The organism is Rhizobium anhuiense bv. trifolii (assembly GCF_024346605.1).
Classification (GTDB): Bacteria; Pseudomonadota; Alphaproteobacteria; order Rhizobiales; family Rhizobiaceae; genus Rhizobium; species Rhizobium anhuiense.
Genome location: NZ_CP098803.1, coordinates 1247509 through 1268506, shown reverse-complemented (window position 1 = coordinate 1268506; position 20998 = coordinate 1247509). Strand labels below are relative to the sequence as shown.

General features: G+C 63.0%; 19 protein-coding genes. 7 read left to right on the top strand and 12 right to left on the bottom strand.

Translation table 11 applies throughout. The features are described 5' to 3' along the window. The first annotated feature begins 110 nt into the window (after nucleotides 1–110). On the top strand, nucleotides 111–2225 hold the full coding sequence (gene glyS, locus NE851_RS14705) for a glycine--tRNA ligase subunit beta (RefSeq protein WP_254961225.1): 2115 nt from the start codon (nucleotides 111–113) through the stop codon (nucleotides 2223–2225). Nucleotides 2226–2279: 54 nt separating this feature from the next. Then, nucleotides 2280–2768: a 2-thiouracil desulfurase family protein gene (locus NE851_RS14700; protein ID WP_254961224.1), complete on the top strand. Its 489-nt coding sequence runs from the start codon at nucleotides 2280–2282 to the stop codon at nucleotides 2766–2768. Nucleotides 2769–2847: 79 nt separating this feature from the next. Here the strand turns inward: NE851_RS14700 and NE851_RS14695 are convergent, their stop codons facing one another. The 10 genes from NE851_RS14695 to NE851_RS14650 form a co-directional block, all read right to left on the bottom strand. Beyond that, nucleotides 2848–4671 (bottom strand): methyl-accepting chemotaxis protein, encoded by a 1824-nt coding sequence (locus NE851_RS14695; protein WP_028756690.1) that lies wholly within the window; start codon nucleotides 4669–4671, stop codon nucleotides 2848–2850. A 432-nt stretch (nucleotides 4672–5103) separates the two neighbouring features. Next, nucleotides 5104–5565, bottom strand: coding sequence for a plant virulence effector HPE1-like domain-containing protein (locus tag NE851_RS14690; RefSeq protein ID WP_254961222.1), 462 nt, complete (start codon nucleotides 5563–5565; stop codon nucleotides 5104–5106). A 105-nt stretch (nucleotides 5566–5670) separates the two neighbouring features. Then, entirely contained in the window at nucleotides 5671–6942 is a 1272-nt protein-coding gene (gene purD / locus NE851_RS14685) for a phosphoribosylamine--glycine ligase (RefSeq protein ID WP_254961221.1), read from the bottom strand. Between the two features lie 64 nt (nucleotides 6943–7006). Further along, a complete protein-coding gene (locus tag NE851_RS14680; RefSeq protein ID WP_254961219.1) occupies nucleotides 7007–8941 on the bottom strand; it encodes a DUF2207 domain-containing protein in 1935 nt (644 codons plus the stop codon). Between the two features lie 37 nt (nucleotides 8942–8978). Then, entirely contained in the window at nucleotides 8979–10241 is a 1263-nt protein-coding gene (locus NE851_RS14675) for a 3-phosphoshikimate 1-carboxyvinyltransferase (RefSeq protein WP_254961217.1), read from the bottom strand. 161 nt (nucleotides 10242–10402) lie between these two features. Further along, complete coding sequence (locus NE851_RS14670) at nucleotides 10403–10954, bottom strand: LemA family protein (RefSeq protein WP_047613851.1); 552 nt, start codon at nucleotides 10952–10954, stop codon at nucleotides 10403–10405. 62 nt (nucleotides 10955–11016) lie between these two features. After that, the gene (locus NE851_RS14665) at nucleotides 11017–11568 is read right to left on the bottom strand and encodes an adenylate kinase family protein (RefSeq protein WP_047613850.1); all 552 of its coding nucleotides are present in this window, start codon (nucleotides 11566–11568) and stop codon (nucleotides 11017–11019) included. Further along, a complete protein-coding gene (locus NE851_RS14660; protein WP_254961213.1) occupies nucleotides 11565–12521 on the bottom strand; it encodes a glycine--tRNA ligase subunit alpha in 957 nt (318 codons plus the stop codon). The genes NE851_RS14665 and NE851_RS14660 overlap by 4 nt, the downstream gene beginning before the upstream one ends. Before the next feature lie 292 nt (nucleotides 12522–12813). Further along, nucleotides 12814–13005 (bottom strand): membrane protein, encoded by a 192-nt coding sequence (locus NE851_RS14655; protein WP_047613848.1) that lies wholly within the window; start codon nucleotides 13003–13005, stop codon nucleotides 12814–12816. 18 nt (nucleotides 13006–13023) lie between these two features. Beyond that, nucleotides 13024–13884 carry a S49 family peptidase gene (locus tag NE851_RS14650; protein ID WP_047614425.1) on the bottom strand — a complete coding sequence of 287 codons (861 nt, stop codon included), beginning with the start codon at nucleotides 13882–13884 and terminating at the stop codon, nucleotides 13024–13026. A gap of 196 nt (nucleotides 13885–14080) precedes the next feature. On the opposite strand from NE851_RS14650, the gene NE851_RS14645 reads away from it, so the two are divergent. After that, a complete protein-coding gene (locus NE851_RS14645; RefSeq protein ID WP_063476432.1) occupies nucleotides 14081–15421 on the top strand; it encodes an Nramp family divalent metal transporter in 1341 nt (446 codons plus the stop codon). On the opposite strand, the gene NE851_RS14640 is transcribed toward NE851_RS14645, so the two are convergent. Next, a complete protein-coding gene (locus NE851_RS14640) occupies nucleotides 15418–16194 on the bottom strand; it encodes a tRNA1(Val) (adenine(37)-N6)-methyltransferase (protein ID WP_028756704.1) in 777 nt (258 codons plus the stop codon). The genes NE851_RS14645 and NE851_RS14640 overlap by 4 nt on opposite strands. A gap of 6 nt (nucleotides 16195–16200) precedes the next feature. Next, a complete protein-coding gene (locus NE851_RS14635) occupies nucleotides 16201–16428 on the bottom strand; it encodes a putative signal transducing protein (RefSeq protein WP_024321294.1) in 228 nt (75 codons plus the stop codon). A 108-nt stretch (nucleotides 16429–16536) separates the two neighbouring features. On the opposite strand from NE851_RS14635, the gene NE851_RS14630 reads away from it, so the two are divergent. The 4 genes from NE851_RS14630 (at nucleotide 16537) to moaB (ending at nucleotide 20982) form a co-directional block, all read left to right on the top strand. Next, nucleotides 16537–17553: a polyprenyl synthetase family protein gene (locus tag NE851_RS14630; RefSeq protein WP_028756705.1), complete on the top strand. Its 1017-nt coding sequence runs from the start codon at nucleotides 16537–16539 to the stop codon at nucleotides 17551–17553. Nucleotides 17554–17686: 133 nt separating this feature from the next. Next, the gene (locus tag NE851_RS14625) at nucleotides 17687–19522 is read left to right on the top strand and encodes a tetratricopeptide repeat protein (protein WP_028756706.1); all 1836 of its coding nucleotides are present in this window, start codon (nucleotides 17687–17689) and stop codon (nucleotides 19520–19522) included. Between the two features lie 12 nt (nucleotides 19523–19534). Then, a complete protein-coding gene (locus NE851_RS14620; RefSeq protein WP_254961210.1) occupies nucleotides 19535–20431 on the top strand; it encodes a 4-(cytidine 5'-diphospho)-2-C-methyl-D-erythritol kinase in 897 nt (298 codons plus the stop codon). Further along, on the top strand, nucleotides 20431–20982 hold the full coding sequence (gene moaB / locus NE851_RS14615) for a molybdenum cofactor biosynthesis protein B (protein WP_028756708.1): 552 nt from the start codon (nucleotides 20431–20433) through the stop codon (nucleotides 20980–20982). Before NE851_RS14620 ends, moaB begins: the two co-directional genes overlap by 1 nt. The last annotated feature ends 16 nt before the right edge of the window (nucleotides 20983–20998 follow it).

Genomic DNA, 20998 nt, shown 5'->3' with positions numbered 1-20998 from the left:
ACGGCGATTTTGCGGTTGTGCAGATGCGCCATTCTTTGCTAGCAGAAGCAACGTTTTGACCCGGCGCCCACGCCATCCCTCCCCGGTCGCGGGAGGCAAGGAAATTCGACATGCCAAACCTTCTTCTCGAACTCCGCTCCGAAGAGATTCCGGCCCGCATGCAGCGCAAGGCTGCCGGCGACCTGAAGAAGCTCGTCACCGATGCGCTTGTCGAAGCGGGCCTGTCCTATGAGGGCGCGCGCGAATACTGGACGCCGCGGCGACTGGCGCTCGACATTCACGGCCTGACGGCGCGCTCGGCCGATGTGCGCGAGGAGCGCAAGGGACCGCGCACCGACGCCAACGAGAAGGCGATCGAAGGTTTTCTGCGCGGCGCCGGCCTTTCCTCGGTCTCCGAGGCGCAGGTGGTGAGCGATCCGAAGAAGGGCGATTTCTACGTCGCGGTCATCTCCAGGCCCGGCCGCGCGACCGAAGAGATCGTCACCGATATCATGCCCGGCATCATCCGCGATTTTCCCTGGCCGAAATCGATGCGCTGGGGCAAGGCTTCCTCCAAGCCCGGCGCGCTGCGCTGGGTGCGGCCGCTGCAATCGATCGTCTGCACCTTCGGCCCGGAGCATGAAGAAACCACCGTCATCCCCTTCGAGATCGACGGCATCACCGCTTCCAACATCACCTATGGCCATCGTTTCCATGCGCCCGAGGCGATCACCGTCCGGCGCTTCGAGGATTATGCGGCGCACCTGGAAAAGGCCAAGGTCATCCTCGATGCCGAACGCCGCAAGGACATCATCCTGCACGACGCCCGCGACATCGCCTTTGCCAACGGGCTGGAGCTAGTGGAAGACGAAGGCCTGCTGGAGGAAGTCTCCGGCCTCGTCGAATGGCCGCAGGTGCTGATGGGCAGCTTCGAGGAGGATTATCTCTCGATCCCCTCGGAAATCATCCGGCTGACGATCAAGACCAACCAGAAGTGTTTTGTCACCCGCAAACAGGGTGAAGAGACGCTTTCGAACAAGTTCATCCTCGTCTCCAATATCCAGGCAAGCGACGGCGGCAAGGAAATCGTCCACGGCAACGGCAAGGTCGTGCGGGCCCGGCTTTCGGATGCGCTGCATTTCTGGAAACGCGATCAGGGCAACCTGCCGGATCTCGAAACGCTGACAGCTTCGGCGGCAAAGTTCGGCCTCGACATCAAGAAGCCGCTCGACCAGCGCATGGCCAAGCTCGATGCGCTTGACGTGACCTTCCATACCAAGCTCGGCACACAGGGCGCGCGTGTCGCCCGCATCCGCGCGCTCGCCAAGCAATTGGCCGATATCACCGGCGCCGACCCGGGCCTCGTCGATCGCGCCGCCGTGCTGGCCAAGGCCGATCTGCGCACCGAAGCCGTCGGCGAATTCCCGGAACTGCAGGGCTTGATGGGCCGCAAATATGCGGCGCTGCAGGGCGAGGATGCCTCCGTTGCCGCAGCGATCGAGGACCATTACAAGCCGCAGGGTCCGTCGGACCGCTTGCCGGAGGACAGAGTGGCGATCACGGTCGCGCTTGCCGACAAGCTCGATACGCTGATCGGCTTCTGGGCGATCGATGAAAAGCCGACCGGTTCGAAGGACCCGTTCGCGCTGCGGCGGGCGGCCCTCGGCGTCGTCAGGATCCTCTTGGAGCGAAGGATCCGCCTGCCGCTGCTGGCGACGACGAAGGATATCGATCTCCTCTCCTTCTTCCACGACCGTCTCAAGGTCTATCTGCGCGATCAGGGCGCCCGTCACGATCTCATCGATGCCGTGCTGACTTCAGATGCCGACGACCTGTTGATGGTGGCGCGCCGCGTCGAAGCGCTGACGGCCTTCATCACCTCGGAAGACGGCAAGAACCTGCTTGCCGGCACCAAGCGCGCGACGCAGTTGCTCGCCGCCGAGGAAAAGAAGGGCACTGTGATTGCCGATGGCGTGTCGCCGGCGCTTCTGACGCTCGATGCCGAGAAAGAGCTGTTCGCCGCAATATCAGGCGCCTCGAAGGATGCCTCGGACGCGGTCGCCCGGGAAGATTTCCGCTCGGCGATGGAAGCGCTTTCCAAGCTGCGTGGCCCGGTCGACCGCTTCTTCGAAGACGTGCTCGTCAACGACGAGGACGCCGCCATCCGCGCCAACCGTCTCGCCCTGCTGCGGCTAATCCGCGAGGCGACCGGAACGGTTGCGGATTTCTCGAAGATTTCGGGGTGATGTTCTGCTTCGGCCGGATGGCGTTGCCGCCATTACGGCGCTATTCAAGCAGACATGCAAAGCAAGATTCTCGTCAGCGCCTGTCTCATGGGGCACGCCGTCCGCCATGACGGGCGGGCGAAGCCGTTGCTTCATCCGGTGATCGAGACATGGCGGGCCGAGGGCCGGCTGGTGACGATCTGTCCGGAGATGTCGGCGGGCATGACGGTGCCGCGGTCGCCGGCGGAGATCGCAGAGGCAGCAACCGGCGAAGAGGTGCTGGCCGGTAAGGCGCGGGTTGTCGAACTGACGGGCGCCGATGTGACGGAAGAGTTCCGGCTGGCGGCAGAAAATGCCGTGGCGCTCGCCAGGCAGGCCGGCTGCCGTTATGCGCTGCTCATCGACGGCAGTCCGTCCTGCGGATCCGGTTTCATCTATGACGGCACCTTTTCCGGCCGCAAGCAGGCCGGCAACGGCGTGACGGCGGCAGCGCTGAAAGCTGAAGGGATCGAGGTGTTTTCCGATCGGGAGATCGAACGGCTGATCGAACGTATCACGCAATGAGCTTCAAACGGCACGGCCGCCGGAGAACCGACGGCCGCTAAGAATTTGGTGATGAAAAGGCTTGTTGCCTCCGCGCCGTTTAAGCGGCGCGGCGACCTTGATGCATGGCCGGGGCAGCGCTTTCGACACTGACGCGGAAGCCGCGGATGAGGTCGATCAGCTCGTCGGTGTCGCTGGCGAGCGTCTCGGCCGATGCCGTGGTCTCTTCGGCCATGGCGGCATTCTGCTGGGTGGCGGCATCGAGCTGGTTCATCGACGACGAGATCGAGCGCAGCGTCGTGTCCTGTTCGGAAGCGCTGTGGGCGATCTTGGCGACGATCTCGTTGGCGGCCTTGATCTGGTCGGAGATGCGTTTCAGCGCCTCGCCGGCCTCGCCGACCAGACGGACGCCATGGTCGACCTGGCTGGAGGAGCGGGCGATCTGGTCCTTGATCTCTTTGGCGGCCGCGGCGGAACGCTGGGCAAGTTCGCGCACTTCCTGGGCGACGACCGCAAAACCCTTGCCGGATTCACCGGCACGCGCGGCCTCGACGCCGGCATTCAGCGCCAAGAGGTTGGTCTGGAAGGCGATCTCGTCGATGACGCCGATGATCTTGGTAATCTCCGACGACGACTTCTCGATGCCGCTCATCGCCTCGATCGCCTGGGTGACGATCGCATCGCTATGGTTGGCTTCGGTGCTGACCGAGTGGACCCGCTTGCTCGCCTCATGGGCGCCATCAGCCGTCTGACGGACGGCAACGGTGAGTTCGTCGAGGGCCGCGGAGGTTTCTTCCAGGCTGGCCGCCTGGCGCTCGGTGCGCTGCGACAGCTCGTTGGAGGCGCGGCGGATCTCTTCCTTGCTGGTGCCGATATCGGTGCCCTTGGCGCTGACTTTGGCCATGGCAGCTTCGAGATGCGACAGCGCATCATTGAAGTTGTCGCGCAGGGCGGCGTATTTCTGGCCGAGATCGGCGCAGCGCACGGTGAGGTCGCCACGGGCGATCATCTCCAGCGCCTGGCCGATGGTCGCCACCACACGCGCCTGGAGCGCTGCCTCATCCTGCTGCTGGCGCTGATTGTTCTCGCGCTCGCTTTCCAGCGCCAGCTGCTGGGCCGCCTCGCGATCCGACATCGCATGGCGCTCCCTGATCTTTTCCTGCAGCGACTGCGTCGCCTTGGCCATCATGCCGACTTCATTGTTCATGCCGATATGCGGGATGGCGATGGAAACGTCCTCTTCGGCGACGGCCTTCAGGGCGGCATGGACGTTGTTGAGAGGTCCCGATATGCCGCGGATGACGAGGTAGGCGGCCGCCATGGCGAGGAAGAACAGAACGATGCTGCCGGAGAGCGCGGTCAGGATCGTGCTGTTTATCTGCGCATCGAGATCGTCCATGTAGACGCCGGTGACGACGACAATCTTCCAGGGTTCGAAGGCCTGTCCATAGGCGGTCTTGCGATAATCGCCGACGGGTTGGCCCGGTTTGACCGTGGAATAATATTCGACGAGACCGCCGCCCTGCTGCCCGAGCTTGACCAGCTCATCGCGATAGAGCTTGCCCTTGCTGTCCGGCTGGCCCTTGTTGATCTGCCCAACTTTCGACGCATCGTAGTGGAACACCATCTGGACGTCGTAGCTATAACCGAAGAAATAGCCGTCCGGATCGTATTTCATCCCGTTGACGGTGGCATAGGCCTGCTTCTGGGCCTCCTCCAGCGTCATTTCGCCCGCGGTTACCTTGGCCTGGTAAAGCTTGAGAACGGAGACCGCCGACTGAACCTCGGCGCGGAGCATGTCATAGCGCTCCTTGTAGATCGCATCGACCGAAGAGCGGATCTGCAGGGAGGTGGCGATCGCAAAGGCGATCATCAGGCCGACGACCAGCAATATGAGCTGCTTCGATATCTTCAAATTTTTCATGACGCCTCGCAACGGGAATGAATGGCTGCATTCCGGTGCGGTTTTCTACCGCCTGTGCGAGCGCGCCGAAAAAGAGAGCGCGTCTACCGCTGCTAAAACAAACATGCTGCGACCGGGTAAGTAACAATTGATGCTTACCCTATAAAAAAGCTTTAATTTTATTGGACGCGGCGCGAACTTCCCTCAAAATCAGGGGGTCGAGTTACAAGGTAGACGCCGGATTTTCATCCGCCGGCCTAATATCATGTCGAACTCTCAGCTTGCCCGGCGCATCAAAACAGGAATGCACCCCCGCTGCTCATCGAGGGTGCATTCGGTCCACCAGTGGTGGACCCCCAAACGATCGAAACCTTGATCAGGTGGGGCAGGGAAGTTTTTGCCTTTACGCAATTCCGGACGGAAAACCGCTTCGCACTTTTCCTGGAAGTTGCTCTAAAAGCGCAGTTCGAATTCGGAAACGTTGAGGGCTGCCGGTTGTTCCGCCATGCCGGCGGCAACAGGCTTGGCGTCGCCGCCGATGACGGCGGCGGTCGTTGCGCTCATGTCGATGCCGTCGGCCGGTTGGGCGGACGGTGCTGCGGCAAGCATCGCTTCCGGGGTCGCCTTACTGACGAAGACGACGGGCGAGCCGCCCATCCAGCCTTCGGTGCGATAGATCTTTTTTTCGCCGCCGACGTCGCGGATTTCACTCGCCTGGAGGACGCCGGGCTTCAGCGCCGGCACCGTGTAGTCCTTCTTGCTCACTTCGGCCTGGAGCGGCGGACAATTGGCACAGCTTTCGGTGACGATGCTGCCGTCAGCGCGCGGCGCGGTCTTGCCTACCACCTCTATCGAGGACGCCATCGCAGAACCTGCCATCAGCAGGATTGCCGCACCGAGGAAAATCTGACGCATCAACGCACCTCCGTCTCACTATGGGAGCGGTATAGCGCAGCTTTGTTTCCATCCCGTCAGGGGAAAGGGTAAAAATTTAAAGAATGCGGTCGTTTACACCGTATCTCAGGCTTTTTCGCGCTCGATCGCCCGCCAGCCGATGTCGCGCCGGCAGAAGCCGTTTTCCCAGGTCACCCTGTCGAGCAGCGCATAGGCGCGGTCCTTGGCCTCGGCAACCGTGCCGCCGGTGGCGGTGACGTTCAGCACGCGGCCGCCGGTCGCAACCAGCGCGCCGTCCTTCAGAGCCGTGCCGGCATGAAACACCTTCTCGCCCTTACCTGCATCCGGCAGGGAGAGGATCGGCGTGTTCTTCTCGTAAGCGGCCGGATAACCCTTGGAGGCCATGACCACCGTCAGCGCCGGATCGTCGCTCCATTCGGCCTTGACCTGGTCGAGCGTGCCGTTGGCGGTGGCAAGCAGCAGCGGCAGCAGATCGCTCTTCAGCCGCATCATCATCACCTGGCATTCGGGATCGCCGAAGCGGACATTGTATTCGATCAGCTCCGGTCCCTTCCGGGTGATCATTAGCCCGGCGAAAAACACGCCCGAGAAGGGATGACCGCTCTCGGCCATGCCGCGCATCGTCGGCTCGATGATCTCCTTCATGGTGCGCTCGACCATCTCCGCGGTCATCACAGGCGCCGGCGAATAGGCGCCCATGCCGCCGGTATTGACGCCGGTATCGCCCTCGCCCACCCGTTTGTGATCTTGGGCGGTTGCAAGTGGCAGCGCATGTTTGCCATCGCAGAGGCAGAAGAAGCTCGCCTCCTCGCCGTCGAGATAGGCTTCGACGACCACTTCGGCGCCGGCAGCGCCGAAGGCGCCTTCGAAACAGTCGTCGACCGCGGCCAGGGCTTCATCCAGCGTCATCGCGACCGTCACGCCCTTGCCGGCGGCAAGGCCATCGGCCTTGACGACGATCGGCGCGCCTTGGGCGCGGATATAGGCTTTGGCCTTCGGCGCATTGTTGAAACGCTGATAGGCGCCTGTGGGAATGCCGTAGCGGGCACAGATATCCTTGGTGAAGCCCTTGGAGCCCTCGAGCTGGGCCGCAGCGGCGGACGGACCGAAAACCACAAGGCCATCGGCACGCAAGCGGTCGGCGAGGCCGGCAACCAGCGGCGCCTCCGGGCCGACGACGACGAAATCGATCGCCTTGTCCTTGCAGAAGGCCGCGACCGCTTCATGATCCGCGATGTCGATGGGCACGAGGACGGCGTGTTCGCCGATGCCGGGATTGCCGGGTGCGGCGTAGAAATCGGTCATCAACGGCGATTGCGCCAGCTTCCAGGCGAGCGCATGCTCGCGTCCGCCCGATCCGATCAACAGAACCTTCATGCGCGACCCTTTCCTTTTGCCCCTGGCGGTTAAGGGCCAAGGGCCCAAAGGTCAAGCGGGAAAGCTACCAGCCCCCGCCTCCACCGCCTCCGCCGCCGCCGCCCGACGAACCGCCGCCGGAAAAACCGGAGGATGAGCTCGATGGCGGCGGTGCCGGAATCGTCGAAGCGATGGTCGAGGCCATCGACGAGGAAAAGCCGCCGATACGATCGGAAAAGCTGCCGCTGTTGAAATTGCCGGAATACCAGGCGGGCGCATAGGTGGCAGCCGCACCGGCAGCGGCTGCCGCAAGCCAGGTTTCGAAGGTGCGCGACCAGGGCTTTTCGACGCCGAGCGCCACCGCATAGGGCAGCAGCGTCTCGAAATGCTGCGGCGACATTTCCGGCGCGCCTGCCGTGTTCATCCGGTCTTTCTCGGCCAGCGTCAGATATTGGCGCAAGCCGTCTATGCCATCCATCATCTTGGCGCCGAGCGGGGTCGGCGCGCCCATGATGAAGAAATAGAGGATGTTGAGCAGTACTATGCCGCCGACGGCAAACAGCATCGGCGTTTCATGCAGTTCCACCAGCGACGAGGCAAGCGCCAGGACCACGGTCGCCAGGATGCTGATGCCGACGAAAACGCCGATCGCCGTGGCAATGATGGCGATGATCTTGCCGAACAGCGACCTGCCGCGATGCAGCGACCGCATGAAGCCGGCGACGAACACCGCGACAAAGACCGAGATGGCGATCGGGATCAGCATCAGCGCGATGGTGTCGGGCTGCAGCGACCCAAAGACGAACAGCGCCACCAGGGCGGCGGCGCTGAGCGCAATGCCGCCCGTGGTATAACCGAGGTTGGAATTGTAATATTTGCCGCGGTGCTCTTTCTCGATCGCCGAGCGGAAAGCCTGGCCGACGGACTTCACCCGCTCGCCATTGGCCTTGTCGATCGTCAGCGTCTTGCCGGCGCCGCCAGCGGCCTTCAGCAGTTCGATCTCGCCGGCCTGGAATTTCTCTTTGCCGAGCGCCTTGCCGGTGCCGCGGATGACAATCGAATTCTTCAGATCTTCGAGCTTGACGTAACCGCGAACCGCAAGATTGAGGGCGGTGGCGGAAAGGGCGGTCCAGCCCTCGCCGGAAAAGCCCTTATTGTCGATGTAGTTCACCAGTGCCGGCGAGATACCATCAGGCGCGTCCCAGCGAGGCACGACGACGCCGCGGGCAGGATCACGACCGACCTTCAGCCATGATCTGAGATAATAGGCGAACACCAGGATCAGGCCGCCGAAGCCGATGAAATAATCACGGTTGTCCTTTAGCCACCATGTGCTTTCCATATCCGTGCTCGGCGGATCGATCGAGCCCTTCGGCATGCGGATGGCGAAAGTCAGACCTTCGCTGGGACCGAGAGGCGCGGTGGTGGAAAAAACGATGCCGGCGCCGGTTTCGCTGGCGCGGGCGTTCTTTCCAGTTGCGCCCTGCCGGCCGGTGAAGAAGGTCGTCTCGGTGGCAGTGACACCCGGCGGCAGCGTCACCGTCGCCGTCGCCGAGCGGATCGGGAAGATCCAGCCATTGCCGGTGACGTTCCAATAAAGTTCGTCATGATCGTCGAAATAGCGGATCTGCCGGTTGGTCCTGTAGGTAAAGGCATATCGATGACGGCCCGGTGTCACAGTCACATCGGCAGAACCGGCATAGATGCGGATGCCGCCCGATATCGATTCAGTGTGCCAGGGCTCATCCGCGCCATCGCGCTGGACCGACACCATATCGAAATCGACGCTGCGGCGACGGCCCGAGGCATCGGTGAAATAGAGCGGAAAATCGCGGAAGATGCCGTGATTGATCCGGTCGCCCTCGGCATTGACGGTGACCGTTTCCGTCACCGTCATCGCGCCGCTCTTTTCCAGCACGATGTCGGAGGCAAAATTGTCGATCACCTCGGCGGCAAAGGCGACCGGGGCGGCGAGCATCAACAGCAGTGCAAAACAAAATCCGAAAAACCGACGCCCCATCCCTGTCTCTCCGTCGGCAGCCTCGGCTGCGTTTTCGTCAATCCTTGTCCCGATATGTCACGCCGAGTGCCGCCAGTGTCCGCCAATAGGCAGGGAAAGTCTTGCCGACGCAATCGGGATCGAGAATGGTGATGCCGTCGATCTTCAGCCCGGCGAGCGCGAAACTCATGGCGATACGGTGATCGGCAAAGGTATCGATCTCGGCCGGCAGCGTTTGACCGGCGAGAGCAGGATCGGAATGAACGATCAGATCGTCGCCCTCCTCGACAGCCAGACCTTCGCGGATATTGTTGAGCCCCGTGGACAGGGCCCGAATGCGGTCGCATTCCTTGACGCGCAGATTGGCGATGCCGACGAAGCGAACCGGCGTCTCGTTGAAGGCGGCAAGCACGGCAAGCGTCGGAACGGCATCCTGCATCTGCGAGCCGTCGATCTCCGCCGGCAGGTGTGGGAATTTGGCGATGATGTCATAGGCGCGGGCATCCGGCTGCGAGAAGGTATCGGAGGGAACACCGAGATCGATCGCGCCGCCGGTGAGAACCTCGGCGGCCCAGAGGTAGGTTGCAGCCGAAGCATCGGGCTCGACGATGAAGTCGGCGGCGCGGTAGCCGGTCGGCTCGACGCGCCAGGTCACCGGACTGGTCTTGTCGACCTTGGCGCCGAAGGCCTTCATCGCCGCGGTGGTCAGATCGATATAGCCGAGCGCGCCGATATCCTCACCGACGAGTTCGATGTCGACGGGCCGGTCACCACCGGCCGCCATCATCAGCAGCGCCGAGACATACTGGCTGGACAGGCCGCCATCGATGCGGATGCGGTCGGCCTGGAAGCGGCCGGTGCCCTTGACCGTGACCGGCGGGCAGCCGGTTTCGGCGCTCACGTCGATGCCGAGCGTGCGCATCGCCTCGACCAGCGGGCCGATCGGGCGCTTGCGCATATGTTCGTCGCCGTCGACGATGACGGTGCCGTCGACCAGGGCGGCGGCGGCCGTCAGGAAGCGTGTCGCCGTGCCGGCATTGCCGAGGAAGAGCGGCGCCTTCGGCGGCTGCAGCCTGCCGCTGCCGGTGACGACGAAGGTGGTGTCATCGGGCTCGTCGATCGAAACCCCCATGGCCCGCAGCGCTTCGGCCATATATCGCGTATCGTCGCTCTTCAGCGCGCCCGTCAGCCGGCTGGTGCCCTTGGCAAGGCCGGCGAGCAGAAGCGCGCGGTTGGTGATCGACTTGGAGCCCGGCGGCATGGCGCGGCCCGAAAGCGGCTCGCCCGGCGGGATGATCGTGAGTTTGGCTGTGCGTGTCATGCTGTTTCTTCCGTCCATGGGGCAACCTTGAAGCGCGTCGCGATCTTTCAGATTCGCTTGGGCCACGCTTCAGGTCTTTGGTTTTGCGCGACATGCTCTAGCCGGCCGCAAATCTGCCCTTGCTCTTAATCGCTTTCTTGCAAAGGCAAAATGCCGGATCGTCAGAATTTCACGCTGGGGACGGCGCGATCGGCCTCATTGGTGATTTCGAAATAGTCCCGCTTGGCAAAACCGAACTGGCCGGCGACCAGATTGGACGGGAAGCTTTCGACCTTGACGTTCAGGTCGCGGGCCGCGCCATTGTAATAACGGCGCGCCATCTGCAGTTCGCCTTCCATGGTTTCCAGCGAAGCCTGCAGCTCGGCAAAGTTCTGGTTGGCCTTGAGATCGGGATAGGCTTCGGCGAGCGCGATGAGCCGACCGAGCGCCTGGCCGAGCAGCCCTTCCGCCTGCGCCCTGCCCGCGACATCGCCCGATGGCACGGCCTGCGCCTTGTTGCGGAGCTCAACCACCTCTTCGAGTGTCGACTTTTCATGGGCGGCATAACCCTTGACCGTCTCGATCAGGTTCGGGATCAGGTCGGCGCGACGCTTGAGCTGGACGTCGATGCCCGACCAGGCCTCTTCCGCCATCTGCCGCGCACGAACCAGGCCGTTGTAGATGAAGACGAGATAGAGCGCGACCAGAACGATGACGCCAAGCGCAATATACATCGCGAATCCCCCCGCAGCGAAGTAATGTCGGGGCGGAGACTACGCGGGTTTGCCGGCTGCCGTCAAACGCCGATATCGGCGAGGATCCGGGCCGTCGTCTGCTCCGGTGAAAAGCCTGTCGTGTCGATTTCGACGGTGCGTTCAGCCAGCCCACGCAGCAGTTTATGGTTTGCCCGCAGCCGTTGTAACGTCGCCGTATCCGTCAGCTTGAGCGCCTCAGCCCGGCCGGGAGCAACAAGACGCCTGGCATTCTCCTCCGGGGCGCAATCGAACAGGATCGCCACGAGGTCGGCGCCTCTCGCGGCGGCCAGATCGCTGTACCAGGAGAAGGTCGCAGCGTCATCTGCGTCGTCCGACAGGGCATCGGTAAAGACGAAGCTTTCGGCAGGGTCCGCCCGCGCGGCATGGTCGAAAACCGCGTGACGAATCTGCCCTCTCAGCGAGGCGTGCAGCGGATCGCTGCGGGAGAACAGAGCCTCGGCAGGATTGAGCAGTGTATGGTTGTCGATGAGCCGCGCGCCGAGCCTTTTTGCCAGCAAGCGACCGACAGTCAGCTTTCCAGTGCCCGGCCAGCCGTTGATATGGATGATACGGCCGACAGGGTTTTGCGTCACGCCGCCTCTTTGGCCAGATTGACGCCGCCGGCGTCGGTCAGCAGGAAGGCTTCGCCGCAGGCCTTGGCAAGGGTGCGTACGCGCAGGATGTAGCTCTGACGCTCGGTGACCGAGATGACGCCGCGGGCATCGAGCAGGTTGAAGACGTGGCTGGCCTTGATGCACTGGTCATAGGCCGGGAAGACGCATTTGTGCAGGCGCTGGTTGGCGTTATCCCCCGGCGCGCCGGCATCAAGCAGTGCGCGGCATTCCTTCTCGGCGTCGACGAAGTGGCGATGCAGCATCTCGGTATTGGCGAATTCGAAATTATGGCGCGAATATTCCTGCTCGGCCTGCAGGAAGACGTCGCCATAGCTGATCTTCTCGTTGCCTTCGCGGCCGTTGAAGTTCAGGTCGTAGACATTGTCGACGCCCTGGACATACATGGCGAGACGTTCGAGACCATAGGTCAGTTCGCCTGCGACCGGCGAGCATTCGATGCCGCAGACCTGCTGGAAATAGGTAAACTGCGAGACTTCCATGCCATCGCACCAGCATTCCCAGCCGAGGCCCCAGGCGCCGAGCGTCGGGCTTTCCCAGTCGTCCTCGACGAAACGGATGTCGTGCAGCAGCGGATCGAGGCCGATCGCCGCCAGCGAACCGAGATAGAGCTCCTGCAGATTGGGCGGGTTCGGCTTCAGGATGACCTGGTACTGGTAATAATGCTGCAGCCGGTTCGGGTTCTCGCCATAGCGGCCGTCGGACGGGCGCCGTGACGGCTGCACGTAAGCCGCCTTCCACGGCTTGGGGCCGAGGGCGCGCAACGTTGTGGCAGGGTGGAAGGTGCCGGCGCCGACTTCCATGTCGTAGGGCTGCAGCACCGCGCAACCCTTGTCCGCCCAGTAGCTATGCAGGGTCAGGATCAGCGCCTGGAAGGAGCGCTTCGGGTTCATATGGTCTGGGATAGCTGACATCGAACGGCACCGATTGCTTGGGAATTATCGGCGCGACAGGTGCCATGGAGGGCGACGGGGGTCAAGACTTTTACAGCGGTGGAGAGACGGCTGCGGCGATATGGAAGAGGAATTCGGTTACCGCTCACCCTAACCCTCTCCCCGCTCGCGGATCGAGGGGACGTGCCAAACGCTGCGGCGAGATTGAGGCTGCCGGTGCGGCATATTTCCCTTCTCCTTGCGAGCGGGGCGAAGGTGCCGGCAGGCGGATGAGGGGCAAGCGCCGGGTGAGAGGCCGGTACAGTCGGGCCCCTTATTCTCCCTCGCGCTTCAGCCGGTATTCGCCCGTCGCCGGGTCCTTGACCAGCGTGCCGATCGCGCCGGTCTGACGCTCCTTTTCAGCTTGGCGCGATTTTTCGGCGAGCTTGCGGGCATCGGAGACGAAGCGGCGGTAGAGCCACCAGGCTGAGAAAACCAGGATGAGGATGGTAATTAACTGCGGCATGCCCCTCTCTTGCTCCCTTCAAAGCCCGAAACGGCTCCACAATGCTCTCTCTTCCGCCGCTTCGACAAGCCCTGTTGCGAGACCGGATGCAGCCCCTTCGAGCGAGACCGGCGATACGCCGGGAATCCGGCGGCCGAACAGGCCGCGGCCGGCGGTGACGAGCTCCAGCTTGGTCTTCTGGCCGTAGCGCCGCCTCAATTCCTGGCGCATGTCGCCGAGGCCATCGATGAGGCCGAGTTCAAGGCCGCGCGTACCGCTCCAGAACAGGCCCGAGAAGACCGCCGCATCGTCCTGCAGCTTGCCGGCGCGACGCTCGCGCACCATCGAGATGAAGACCTGGTGGATTTCGAGCTGCAAGCTCTTCAGATACTCGATATCCTTTTCCTTTTCCGGCTGGAACGGATCGAGGATCACCTTGTTTTCGCCCGCCGTATAGACGCGGCGCTCGACGCCGATCTTCTTCAACAGTTCGGGAAAGCCGAACCCGCCGGAGACGACGCCGATCGAGCCGACGATGGAGGTGGCATCGGCAATGATCTCGTCGCCGGCGAGCGCGATCATGTAACCACCGGAGGCGGCGACATCCTCGACGAAGACCAGAACCTTCTTCTGCTTCTCGCGGGCGAGCTCGCGAATGCGGGTGAAGATCAGCCGCGACTGCACGGGCGAGCCGCCCGGCGAATTGATGGAGATGGCAACCGCCGGCGCGTCCTTCATGGCGAAGGCCTTTTCCAGGACCGGGGAGACATTGGCGAGATTGAGGGTTGGCCGGAACTGGCCGCCGCCGCTGATGATCGCCCCCTGCAACCGGACGACCGGGATGGTGATGCCGTCCTTGCGGAACCGTTTCGGCAGCAGCTTTCTCAAGAATCCGGCCATTTCCCATCCTTTGCTTCGGGTCGCACGCTCGCAATTTGCGATCGGCATCCATGTATGCGCTGGAACGCCAAACGCAATGGCCGCGTTCCTGAAAACATCGGCCCGAAGCATCGGGATTGATTTTCTTGTTGCGAATGAATTGCATTATCATTCTAATCCGTCATAGTGCACCGACGCTAAAACAGGTGGAAATCGCATGGACGTCCTCAATCCGAATGCAAAGAGCGGCTGGCGGCACGAACGCGGCGAGGCGTCGCTGTCCGATGTCTACCGCACCGTCGGAACCGGGCGTCACAGCTCGATGTGGCGTAGGGCGGCGGCTTTCGCCGGGCCGGGCTATATGGTCGCCGTCGGCTACATGGACCCCGGCAACTGGGCGACCTCGCTCGCCGGCGGCTCGAAATTCGGCTATGCGCTGCTCACCGTCGCACTGCTTTCCAACCTGATGGCGATCGTGCTGCAATCGCTCTGCGCCCGCCTGGCGATCGCCTCCGGCCGCGATCTTGCGCAGGCTTGCCGCGACGCTTTTCCGAAATATGTCTCGGTGCCGCTCTGGGCGTTTGCCGAAATCGCCATCATCGCCACCGATATCGCCGAGGTGATCGGCACGGCGATCGGCCTCAACCTCTTGATGGGCATCCCGCTCGAACTCGGCGTGCTGATCACCGCGCTCGACGTCTTCGTGATCCTCTTCCTGCAGAAGCTCGGCTTCCGCTGGGTGGAAGCCTTCATCATCGCGCTGCTCGGCGTCATCGCGATCTGCTTCGGCGTGCAGATATTGCTTGCCGACCCGCAATGGGGCGCCGTCCTCACCGGCTTCTTCCCGACCACCGAGATCGTCACCAATCCCGAGATGCTCTACCTGGCGCTCGGCATTCTCGGCGCCACCGTCATGCCGCACAATCTCTACCTCCACTCCGGCATCGTGCAGACGCGGGCCTATGGCCATACTATCCCTGAGAAGAAGGAGGCGCTGACCTTTGCGACGATCGACTCGACGGTCGCATTGTGCTTCGCGTTGCTGATCAACGCCTCGATCCTGATCCTGGCGGCTGCCGCCTTCAACGCGCATGGGAAGACGGACGTCGTCGAACTCGGCGAGGCGCATTCGCTGTTGTCGCCGCTGCTCGGCCTCGCCATCGCGCCGACGCTGTTCGGCATCGCGCTTCTCTGCTGCGGCCTCAATTCGACGGTGACGGCAACGCTTGCCGGTCAGATCGTCATGGAAGGCTTCCTGAAGATCCGGCTGAAGCCATGGATGCGCCGCCTGATCACCCGCGCCATCGCCATCGTGCCGGCGGCAATCGTCACCATCTGGTATGGCGATCAAGGCACGGCCGAGCTTTTGATCCTGACGCAGGTGGTGCTCAGCCTGCAGCTTTCCTTCGCCGTCTTCCCGCTTGTCATGTTCACCGCCAGCAAGGCCAAGATGGGCGAGCTGGTGGCGCCGCGCTGGCTGAGCGGCATCGCCTATGTGATCGCGGTCGTCATCGCCGGATTGAACGTCAAGCTGCTCTTCGACTTCGTCACCGGCTAGATTCTGGTGTAAGCCGCCCGGCCATTGTTGAAATCATCGACGAGAGGGGAGAACTTGTGGCTCCCCTCTTCGTGCATGATCAGAGGCGCGCGCAGCGACAGCCGCGCCCGCGATCCCTTGATTGCGGTCACCAGGATACGGACGGCATTTTCACCCGGACGCGGGTGGATGGCTGTCATTTCGAGGCCGCCGAAGCGACGGCCGCAGGCGAGGATGATTTCGGCGATCGACTGAGGCCTGGCGATCAGCGACAATTGGCCGCCGGGGATCATGATGGCGCCGGCCGTGCGGATCCAGCTTTCGAACAGGCCGTCGGTCATCGCATGGGCTTCGGCCTTCAGCGCATCCGGCGTGCGCCGGTCGCCGGCATCATTGAAGGGCGGGTTCATGATGACATGGTGGAAGCTCTCATCGGTAAGGCCGGCATCGTTGCGCGCCTTGGCGGTCAGGGTCACATCGGCCTCGACGACGCTGACGCGGTCCGCGACATGGGCATTGCCGGGCAAGAGGATGCTGCGGCGGGCATAATCGGCCATCTCGGCCGAGCGCTCGAAGAGCACCACCTCTGCATCGGCAAGCCGCGAGGCGACGGCAAGGCCGGCGGCACCGGCGCCGGCGCCGAGATCGGCAACCCTGACCGGGCGATCGTCGGCGACGAGAGCCGCAAGCAGCATCGCATCCATGCCGGCGCGATGGCCCCTGCCCTTTGGCTGCACCACATGGAAGGCGCCGCGGTGGAAGGCATCGATGGTGTCAGTGGTTTCGCCTGCCATCGGAGCTCACTTCCGCTCGCGCAGCTCGCCGCCGAGACCGGCATCGATGAGGATGCGGCGCGCCTGATCGGCCATCTCCTCGTCCACCAGCAGGCGGCGCGACAGCATGCCGAGCGAGCCCTCCAGCACGCTCATGCCCTGATCGGCGATGAAGCAGTGAATTCCGGCATCCTTCATCAAACTCTCGGCATAGGAGAGAAGAACGGGGTCGTTGGCGCGGATAAGCTCATGCATTTGCCGTCGTTTTCCTTCCAATTTCGCTCAGCGCGACAATTCACCCCTTGCCGCGTCCATCGCCCCTTTCTATTGTCAGGTGCAATGAATGAATAGGAGTCCGGGTCGTTGGGCGTGGTCATACCGCTTGAAGAAAGCAAAAACAAACTGGCATCCATAAAGCCGCTGGTCGATCTCACCAGGGCGGATATGGAGCGAGTAAACCAGCTCATTCTGTCCAAGGCCGGCTCCGACGTGCAGATGATCCCCGAAGTGGCGAACCATCTGATCTCATCCGGCGGCAAGCGGCTGCGGCCGATGCTGACGCTGGCTTCCGCCTCGCTGTTCGACTACAGGGGCGAAAACCACGTCAAGCTCGCCACATCGGTCGAGTTCATGCACACGGCGACGCTGCTGCATGACGACGTCGTCGACGAGAGCGATCTGCGCCGCGGCAAATCGACGGCACGGATGATCTGGGGCAACCAGGCAAGCGTGCTGGTCGGCGACTTCCTGCTCGGCCAAGCCTTCCGCATGATGGTCGATGTCGGCTCGCTCGATGCGCTCGACGTCCTGTCCTCGGCCGCCTGCGTGATCGCCGAAGGTGAAGTGCTGCAGCTTTCCGTCGCCAAGAACATGGAGACGACGGAAGACGATTATCTCTCCGTCATCCGCGCCAAGACGGCCGCTCTCTTTGCCGCCGCCGCCGAAGTCGGGCCGATCGTCGCCGAGGCCGGCCGGTCCGGCCGCAACGCCCTGAAATCCTATGGCATGAATCTCGGGCTCGCCTTCCAGCTCGTCGACGACGCGCTCGACTATGGCGGCAAGGCTGCCGATCTCGGCAAGAATGTCGGCGACGATTTCCGCGAGGGCAAGATCACTCTGCCGGTCATTCTCGCCTATCGCCGCGGCACCGAGGACGAGCGCGCGTTCTGGCGCGATGCGATCGAAGCCGGCAACAGCACCGACGCCAACCTCGAAAAAGCGCTGGGGCTGATCACCAAATATGGCACGCTCAGCGACACGATCGGCCGCGCGATCCATTACGGCACGATCGCACGGGATGCGCTTGCGCCGCTTCCCGATACCGTCTGGAAATCCTCCCTGATGGAAGTGATCGACTTCTGCATCGAGCGCGTCAATTGATCAATCGTCCTTGATCGCAGGCTGATTTTCTTGCAGCGCCGCTTCAAAAAAGCCATCCTGTTATGAATCAGTGATCGCAACTTGTTTTGCGGCCGGCCCCATTGCCGGGACGCTGTCGAAGAAAGGTTTCCTAATGCGGCAGAGATTTGCCATCCGTCTTCTTACGAGCGCAGCGCTGGCCGCTGTCCTTTCGCTGGGCGGCGTCGGCGGCGTCAACGCCGAGGATGCGGCCAAGACGGGCGATGCCGCAAAGACCGACAGTTTCTTCGATGCCGATAGCGTCACCAGTTTCTCCGGCGCCTTCCTCGCCGCCCGCACGGCCGATGTGGATCATGACTACGAAACCGCGATCGAACTCTACAAGAAGGCGCTGCAGATCGAACCCGGCAATCCCGAGATTCGCCAGCGGCTGATGATCTCGCTGCTGCTCAATGGCGACATCAAGGAGGGCGTCAAATATGCCAACGACCTGAAGGGCGATCCTTCCGTCGAGCGCATCACCACGATCGTGCGCGGCATGGATGCCGTGCGCCGCGACGACTACAAGACCGCCGAGGCCATCCTGAAATATAAAGGGCCGAACGATCTCGACCGGATGATGAACGACCTGCTGCTTGCCTGGGCCCGCGTCGGAGCCGGCCGCGGCAAGGAAGCGCTCACCATGGTCGAGAAGATGAAGGGACCGGACTGGTTCCGAATCTTCCAGAATTACAATGCCGGGGCGATCGCCATCGCCACCGGCGATGTGAAGTCCGCCCGCAAGCATCTGAACGATGCCGTGCTCGACAAGGAAGGCGGTGCGACGGCGCCCGACACCTTCATGCGCGCGGTGATGGCGCTTGCCCGCCTCGAAGCAACGCAGGGCAATAAGCAGAAGGCGCTCGACGCCGTTTCCGTCGGTGACAACCTGCTGCCGAATTATGCGCCGCTGAACGCGCTGCGCGACAGCATCGAAAAGGACGAGAAGCAGGAACAGCAGGTCAAGACAGCCGAAGAAGGGGCTGCCGGCGTGCTGTTTTCGGTCGGCGGCGCACTGAACCGCGACGGCGCCGAGGACATCGTTTCGCTTTACCTGCAGACGGCCAATGCGCTCGATCCGAACAGCGCCGATACGCTGGTGCTGCTCGGCGGCATCGCCGAGAAGCAGAACCAGATGGACCGCGCCATCGCGCTCTACAAGAAAGTGCCGGAGAATTCGCCGATGCGGCGCATCTCCGAGCTGCAGCTCGGCCTTGCCCTTGCCCAGGGCGGCAAGGTGGACGAGGCGCGCAAGCATCTGCAGGCGCTGATCACCTCCGACCCGAAGGACATCCGCAGCTACCTCGCCTATGGCAGCGTGCTCTCCGATGCCAAGGACTACGAGGCGATGGCCGCCAATTACGACAAGGCCGTCGAAGCGATCGGCCCCATTCCCGGCCGCGCCAACTGGAGCGTCTTCTTCCAGCGCGGCATCGCCTATGAACGGTTGAAGAAGTGGGACCAGGCGGAGCCGAATTTCCGCAAGGCGTTGGAGCTCAACCCCGACCAGCCGCAGGTGCTGAACTATCTCGGCTATTCCTGGATCGACATGAACCGTAACCTCGACGAAGGTCTCGGGATGATCAAGAAGGCCGTCGATCTTCGCCCTGACGACGGTTACATCATCGATTCGCTCGGCTGGGCTTATTTCCGCCTCAACCGTTTCGACGATGCCGTCGACGAGCTGGAGCGGGCTGCCCAGATCAAGGCCGGCGACGCGACGATCAACGACCATCTCGGCGATGCCTATTGGCGCGTCGGGCGCAAGCTCGAAGCCGTCTACCAGTGGAACCGGGCGCTCAGCTCCGAGCCTGAGGCTGCCGAGATCCCGAAGATCAAGGACAAGGTCGCCAACGGCCTGCCTCCCGTCAGCGACGATGCCAAGGCGGCCGACAAGAAGCAGCCGGATCCGGCCCCCGTCACGCCGCCGCCGGTCGACAAGAAATCCTGACGGGCGGGACGCATGCCTGAAGAGGGCCTGGCCGACGCTTTCGGCGTCACCGAAGAGGCGCGCGCGAAGATCAACCTGGCCCTGCATGTGACGGGCCAGCGGCCGGACGGTTATCATCTGCTCGATATGCTGGTGACCTTCGCAGAGCATGGCGACCGGCTGGGTTTCCTGCCCGCACAGGCCGACGCCTTCACCCTGTCAGGCCGTTTCGGCGGCGCGCTTGCCGAAGATGGCGGCACCAACCTCGTGCTGAGGGCGCGTGATCTCCTGCGCGAGGCGGTCGGAGCTCTCGCCTTCCCTGTGCATATCCACCTCCAGAAGAATTTGCCGATCGCCTCCGGTATCGGCGGCGGCTCGGCCGACGCAGCTGCGACCTTGCGGGGGCTGATGCGCCTCTGGGGCACTAGGTTGCCCGAGGACGCGCTTGCTATGCTGGCGCTGAAGCTCGGCGCCGACGTGCCGATGTGCATGGAAAGCCGGCCGCTGATTGCCCGCGGCATCGGCGAAAAGATCGAAGCGGTGCCTGATCTGCCGGCCTTTGCCATGGTGCTCGCCAATCCGCTGAAGGGCGTGTCGACGCCCGAGGTTTTCCGCCGGCTGGCGACAAAGGACAATCCGGCCTTGAGCCTGGCTCCGCGTGTGCCCAACACTGCCGACTGGCTCGCGGCGATCGGTGCCGCCCGCAACGATCTGGAACCGCCGGCGCGCGAGCTTGTGGCGGAGATATCGGCGATCTCGGCGATGCTGCAGGCCAGCGGCGCGCTGTTGACCCGCATGTCCGGTTCCGGCGCCACCTGCTTCGGCATCTTTGCCACCATGACCGCCGCCGAAGATGCGGCGGCGGCTCTTCACGACGCGCGGCCCGACTGGTATTTCCAGGCGACGGAAACGGTTTCGGGAGGCACGTGATGGCAGCTCTGGACGAAAAGCGACCCTTCATCGCGGTCGGTATTGCGGTTCTCACGATCTCGGACACGCGCACGCCGGAGACGGACAAGTCAGGCGACACGCTGGCGGCGCGGATCACCGAAGCGGGCCACCGGCTGGTCGACCGTGGCATCGTACCCGATGATCGCACGGAGATTGCCTCCCGGGTAAAGGCCTGGATTGACAGCAAAGACATAGACGTCGTCATCACCACGGGTGGTACCGGCTTTACCGGCCGCGACGTGACGCCCGAGGCGCTGGAGCCTTTGTTCGAAAAGCGGATGGACGGCTTTTCCGCCATCTTCCACCGGATCTCCTACGAGAAGATCGGCACGGCGACGATCCAATCGCGCGCCACGGCAGGCGTTGCCAATGCCACCTTCATCTTCGCGCTGCCGGGTTCGCCCGGCGCCTGCCGGGATGCCTGGGACGGCATTCTGAAAGGCCAACTCGACTACCGCAGCGTGCCGTGCAATTTCGTCGAGATCATGCCGCGGCTGGACGAGCACCTGAAACGCGGCGCGACGAAGTAGACTGCCTGCAAGAGCG

Bases quoted from the DNA above. Each gene is read 5' to 3' on its own strand.
- glyS (WP_254961225.1), top strand. From the start codon at position 111: ATGCCAAACCTTCTTCTCGAACTCCGCTCCGAAGAGATTCCGGCCCGC.
- NE851_RS14700 (WP_254961224.1), top strand. From the start codon at position 2,280: ATGCAAAGCAAGATTCTCGTCAGCGCCTGTCTCATGGGGCACGCCGTC.
- NE851_RS14695 (WP_028756690.1), bottom strand. From the start codon at position 4,671: ATGAAAAATTTGAAGATATCGAAGCAGCTCATATTGCTGGTCGTCGGC.
- NE851_RS14690 (WP_254961222.1), bottom strand. From the start codon at position 5,565: ATGCGTCAGATTTTCCTCGGTGCGGCAATCCTGCTGATGGCAGGTTCT.
- purD (WP_254961221.1), bottom strand. From the start codon at position 6,942: ATGAAGGTTCTGTTGATCGGATCGGGCGGACGCGAGCATGCGCTCGCC.
- NE851_RS14680 (WP_254961219.1), bottom strand. From the start codon at position 8,941: ATGGGGCGTCGGTTTTTCGGATTTTGTTTTGCACTGCTGTTGATGCTC.
- NE851_RS14675 (WP_254961217.1), bottom strand. From the start codon at position 10,241: ATGACACGCACAGCCAAACTCACGATCATCCCGCCGGGCGAGCCGCTT.
- NE851_RS14670 (WP_047613851.1), bottom strand. From the start codon at position 10,954: ATGTATATTGCGCTTGGCGTCATCGTTCTGGTCGCGCTCTATCTCGTC.
- NE851_RS14660 (WP_254961213.1), bottom strand. From the start codon at position 12,521: ATGTCAGCTATCCCAGACCATATGAACCCGAAGCGCTCCTTCCAGGCG.
- NE851_RS14655 (WP_047613848.1), bottom strand. From the start codon at position 13,005: ATGCCGCAGTTAATTACCATCCTCATCCTGGTTTTCTCAGCCTGGTGG.
- NE851_RS14650 (WP_047614425.1), bottom strand. From the start codon at position 13,884: ATGGCCGGATTCTTGAGAAAGCTGCTGCCGAAACGGTTCCGCAAGGAC.
- NE851_RS14645 (WP_063476432.1), top strand. From the start codon at position 14,081: ATGGACGTCCTCAATCCGAATGCAAAGAGCGGCTGGCGGCACGAACGC.
- NE851_RS14640 (WP_028756704.1), bottom strand. From the start codon at position 16,194: ATGGCAGGCGAAACCACTGACACCATCGATGCCTTCCACCGCGGCGCC.
- NE851_RS14635 (WP_024321294.1), bottom strand. From the start codon at position 16,428: ATGCATGAGCTTATCCGCGCCAACGACCCCGTTCTTCTCTCCTATGCC.
- NE851_RS14625 (WP_028756706.1), top strand. From the start codon at position 17,687: ATGCGGCAGAGATTTGCCATCCGTCTTCTTACGAGCGCAGCGCTGGCC.
- NE851_RS14620 (WP_254961210.1), top strand. From the start codon at position 19,535: ATGCCTGAAGAGGGCCTGGCCGACGCTTTCGGCGTCACCGAAGAGGCG.
- moaB (WP_028756708.1), top strand. From the start codon at position 20,431: ATGGCAGCTCTGGACGAAAAGCGACCCTTCATCGCGGTCGGTATTGCG.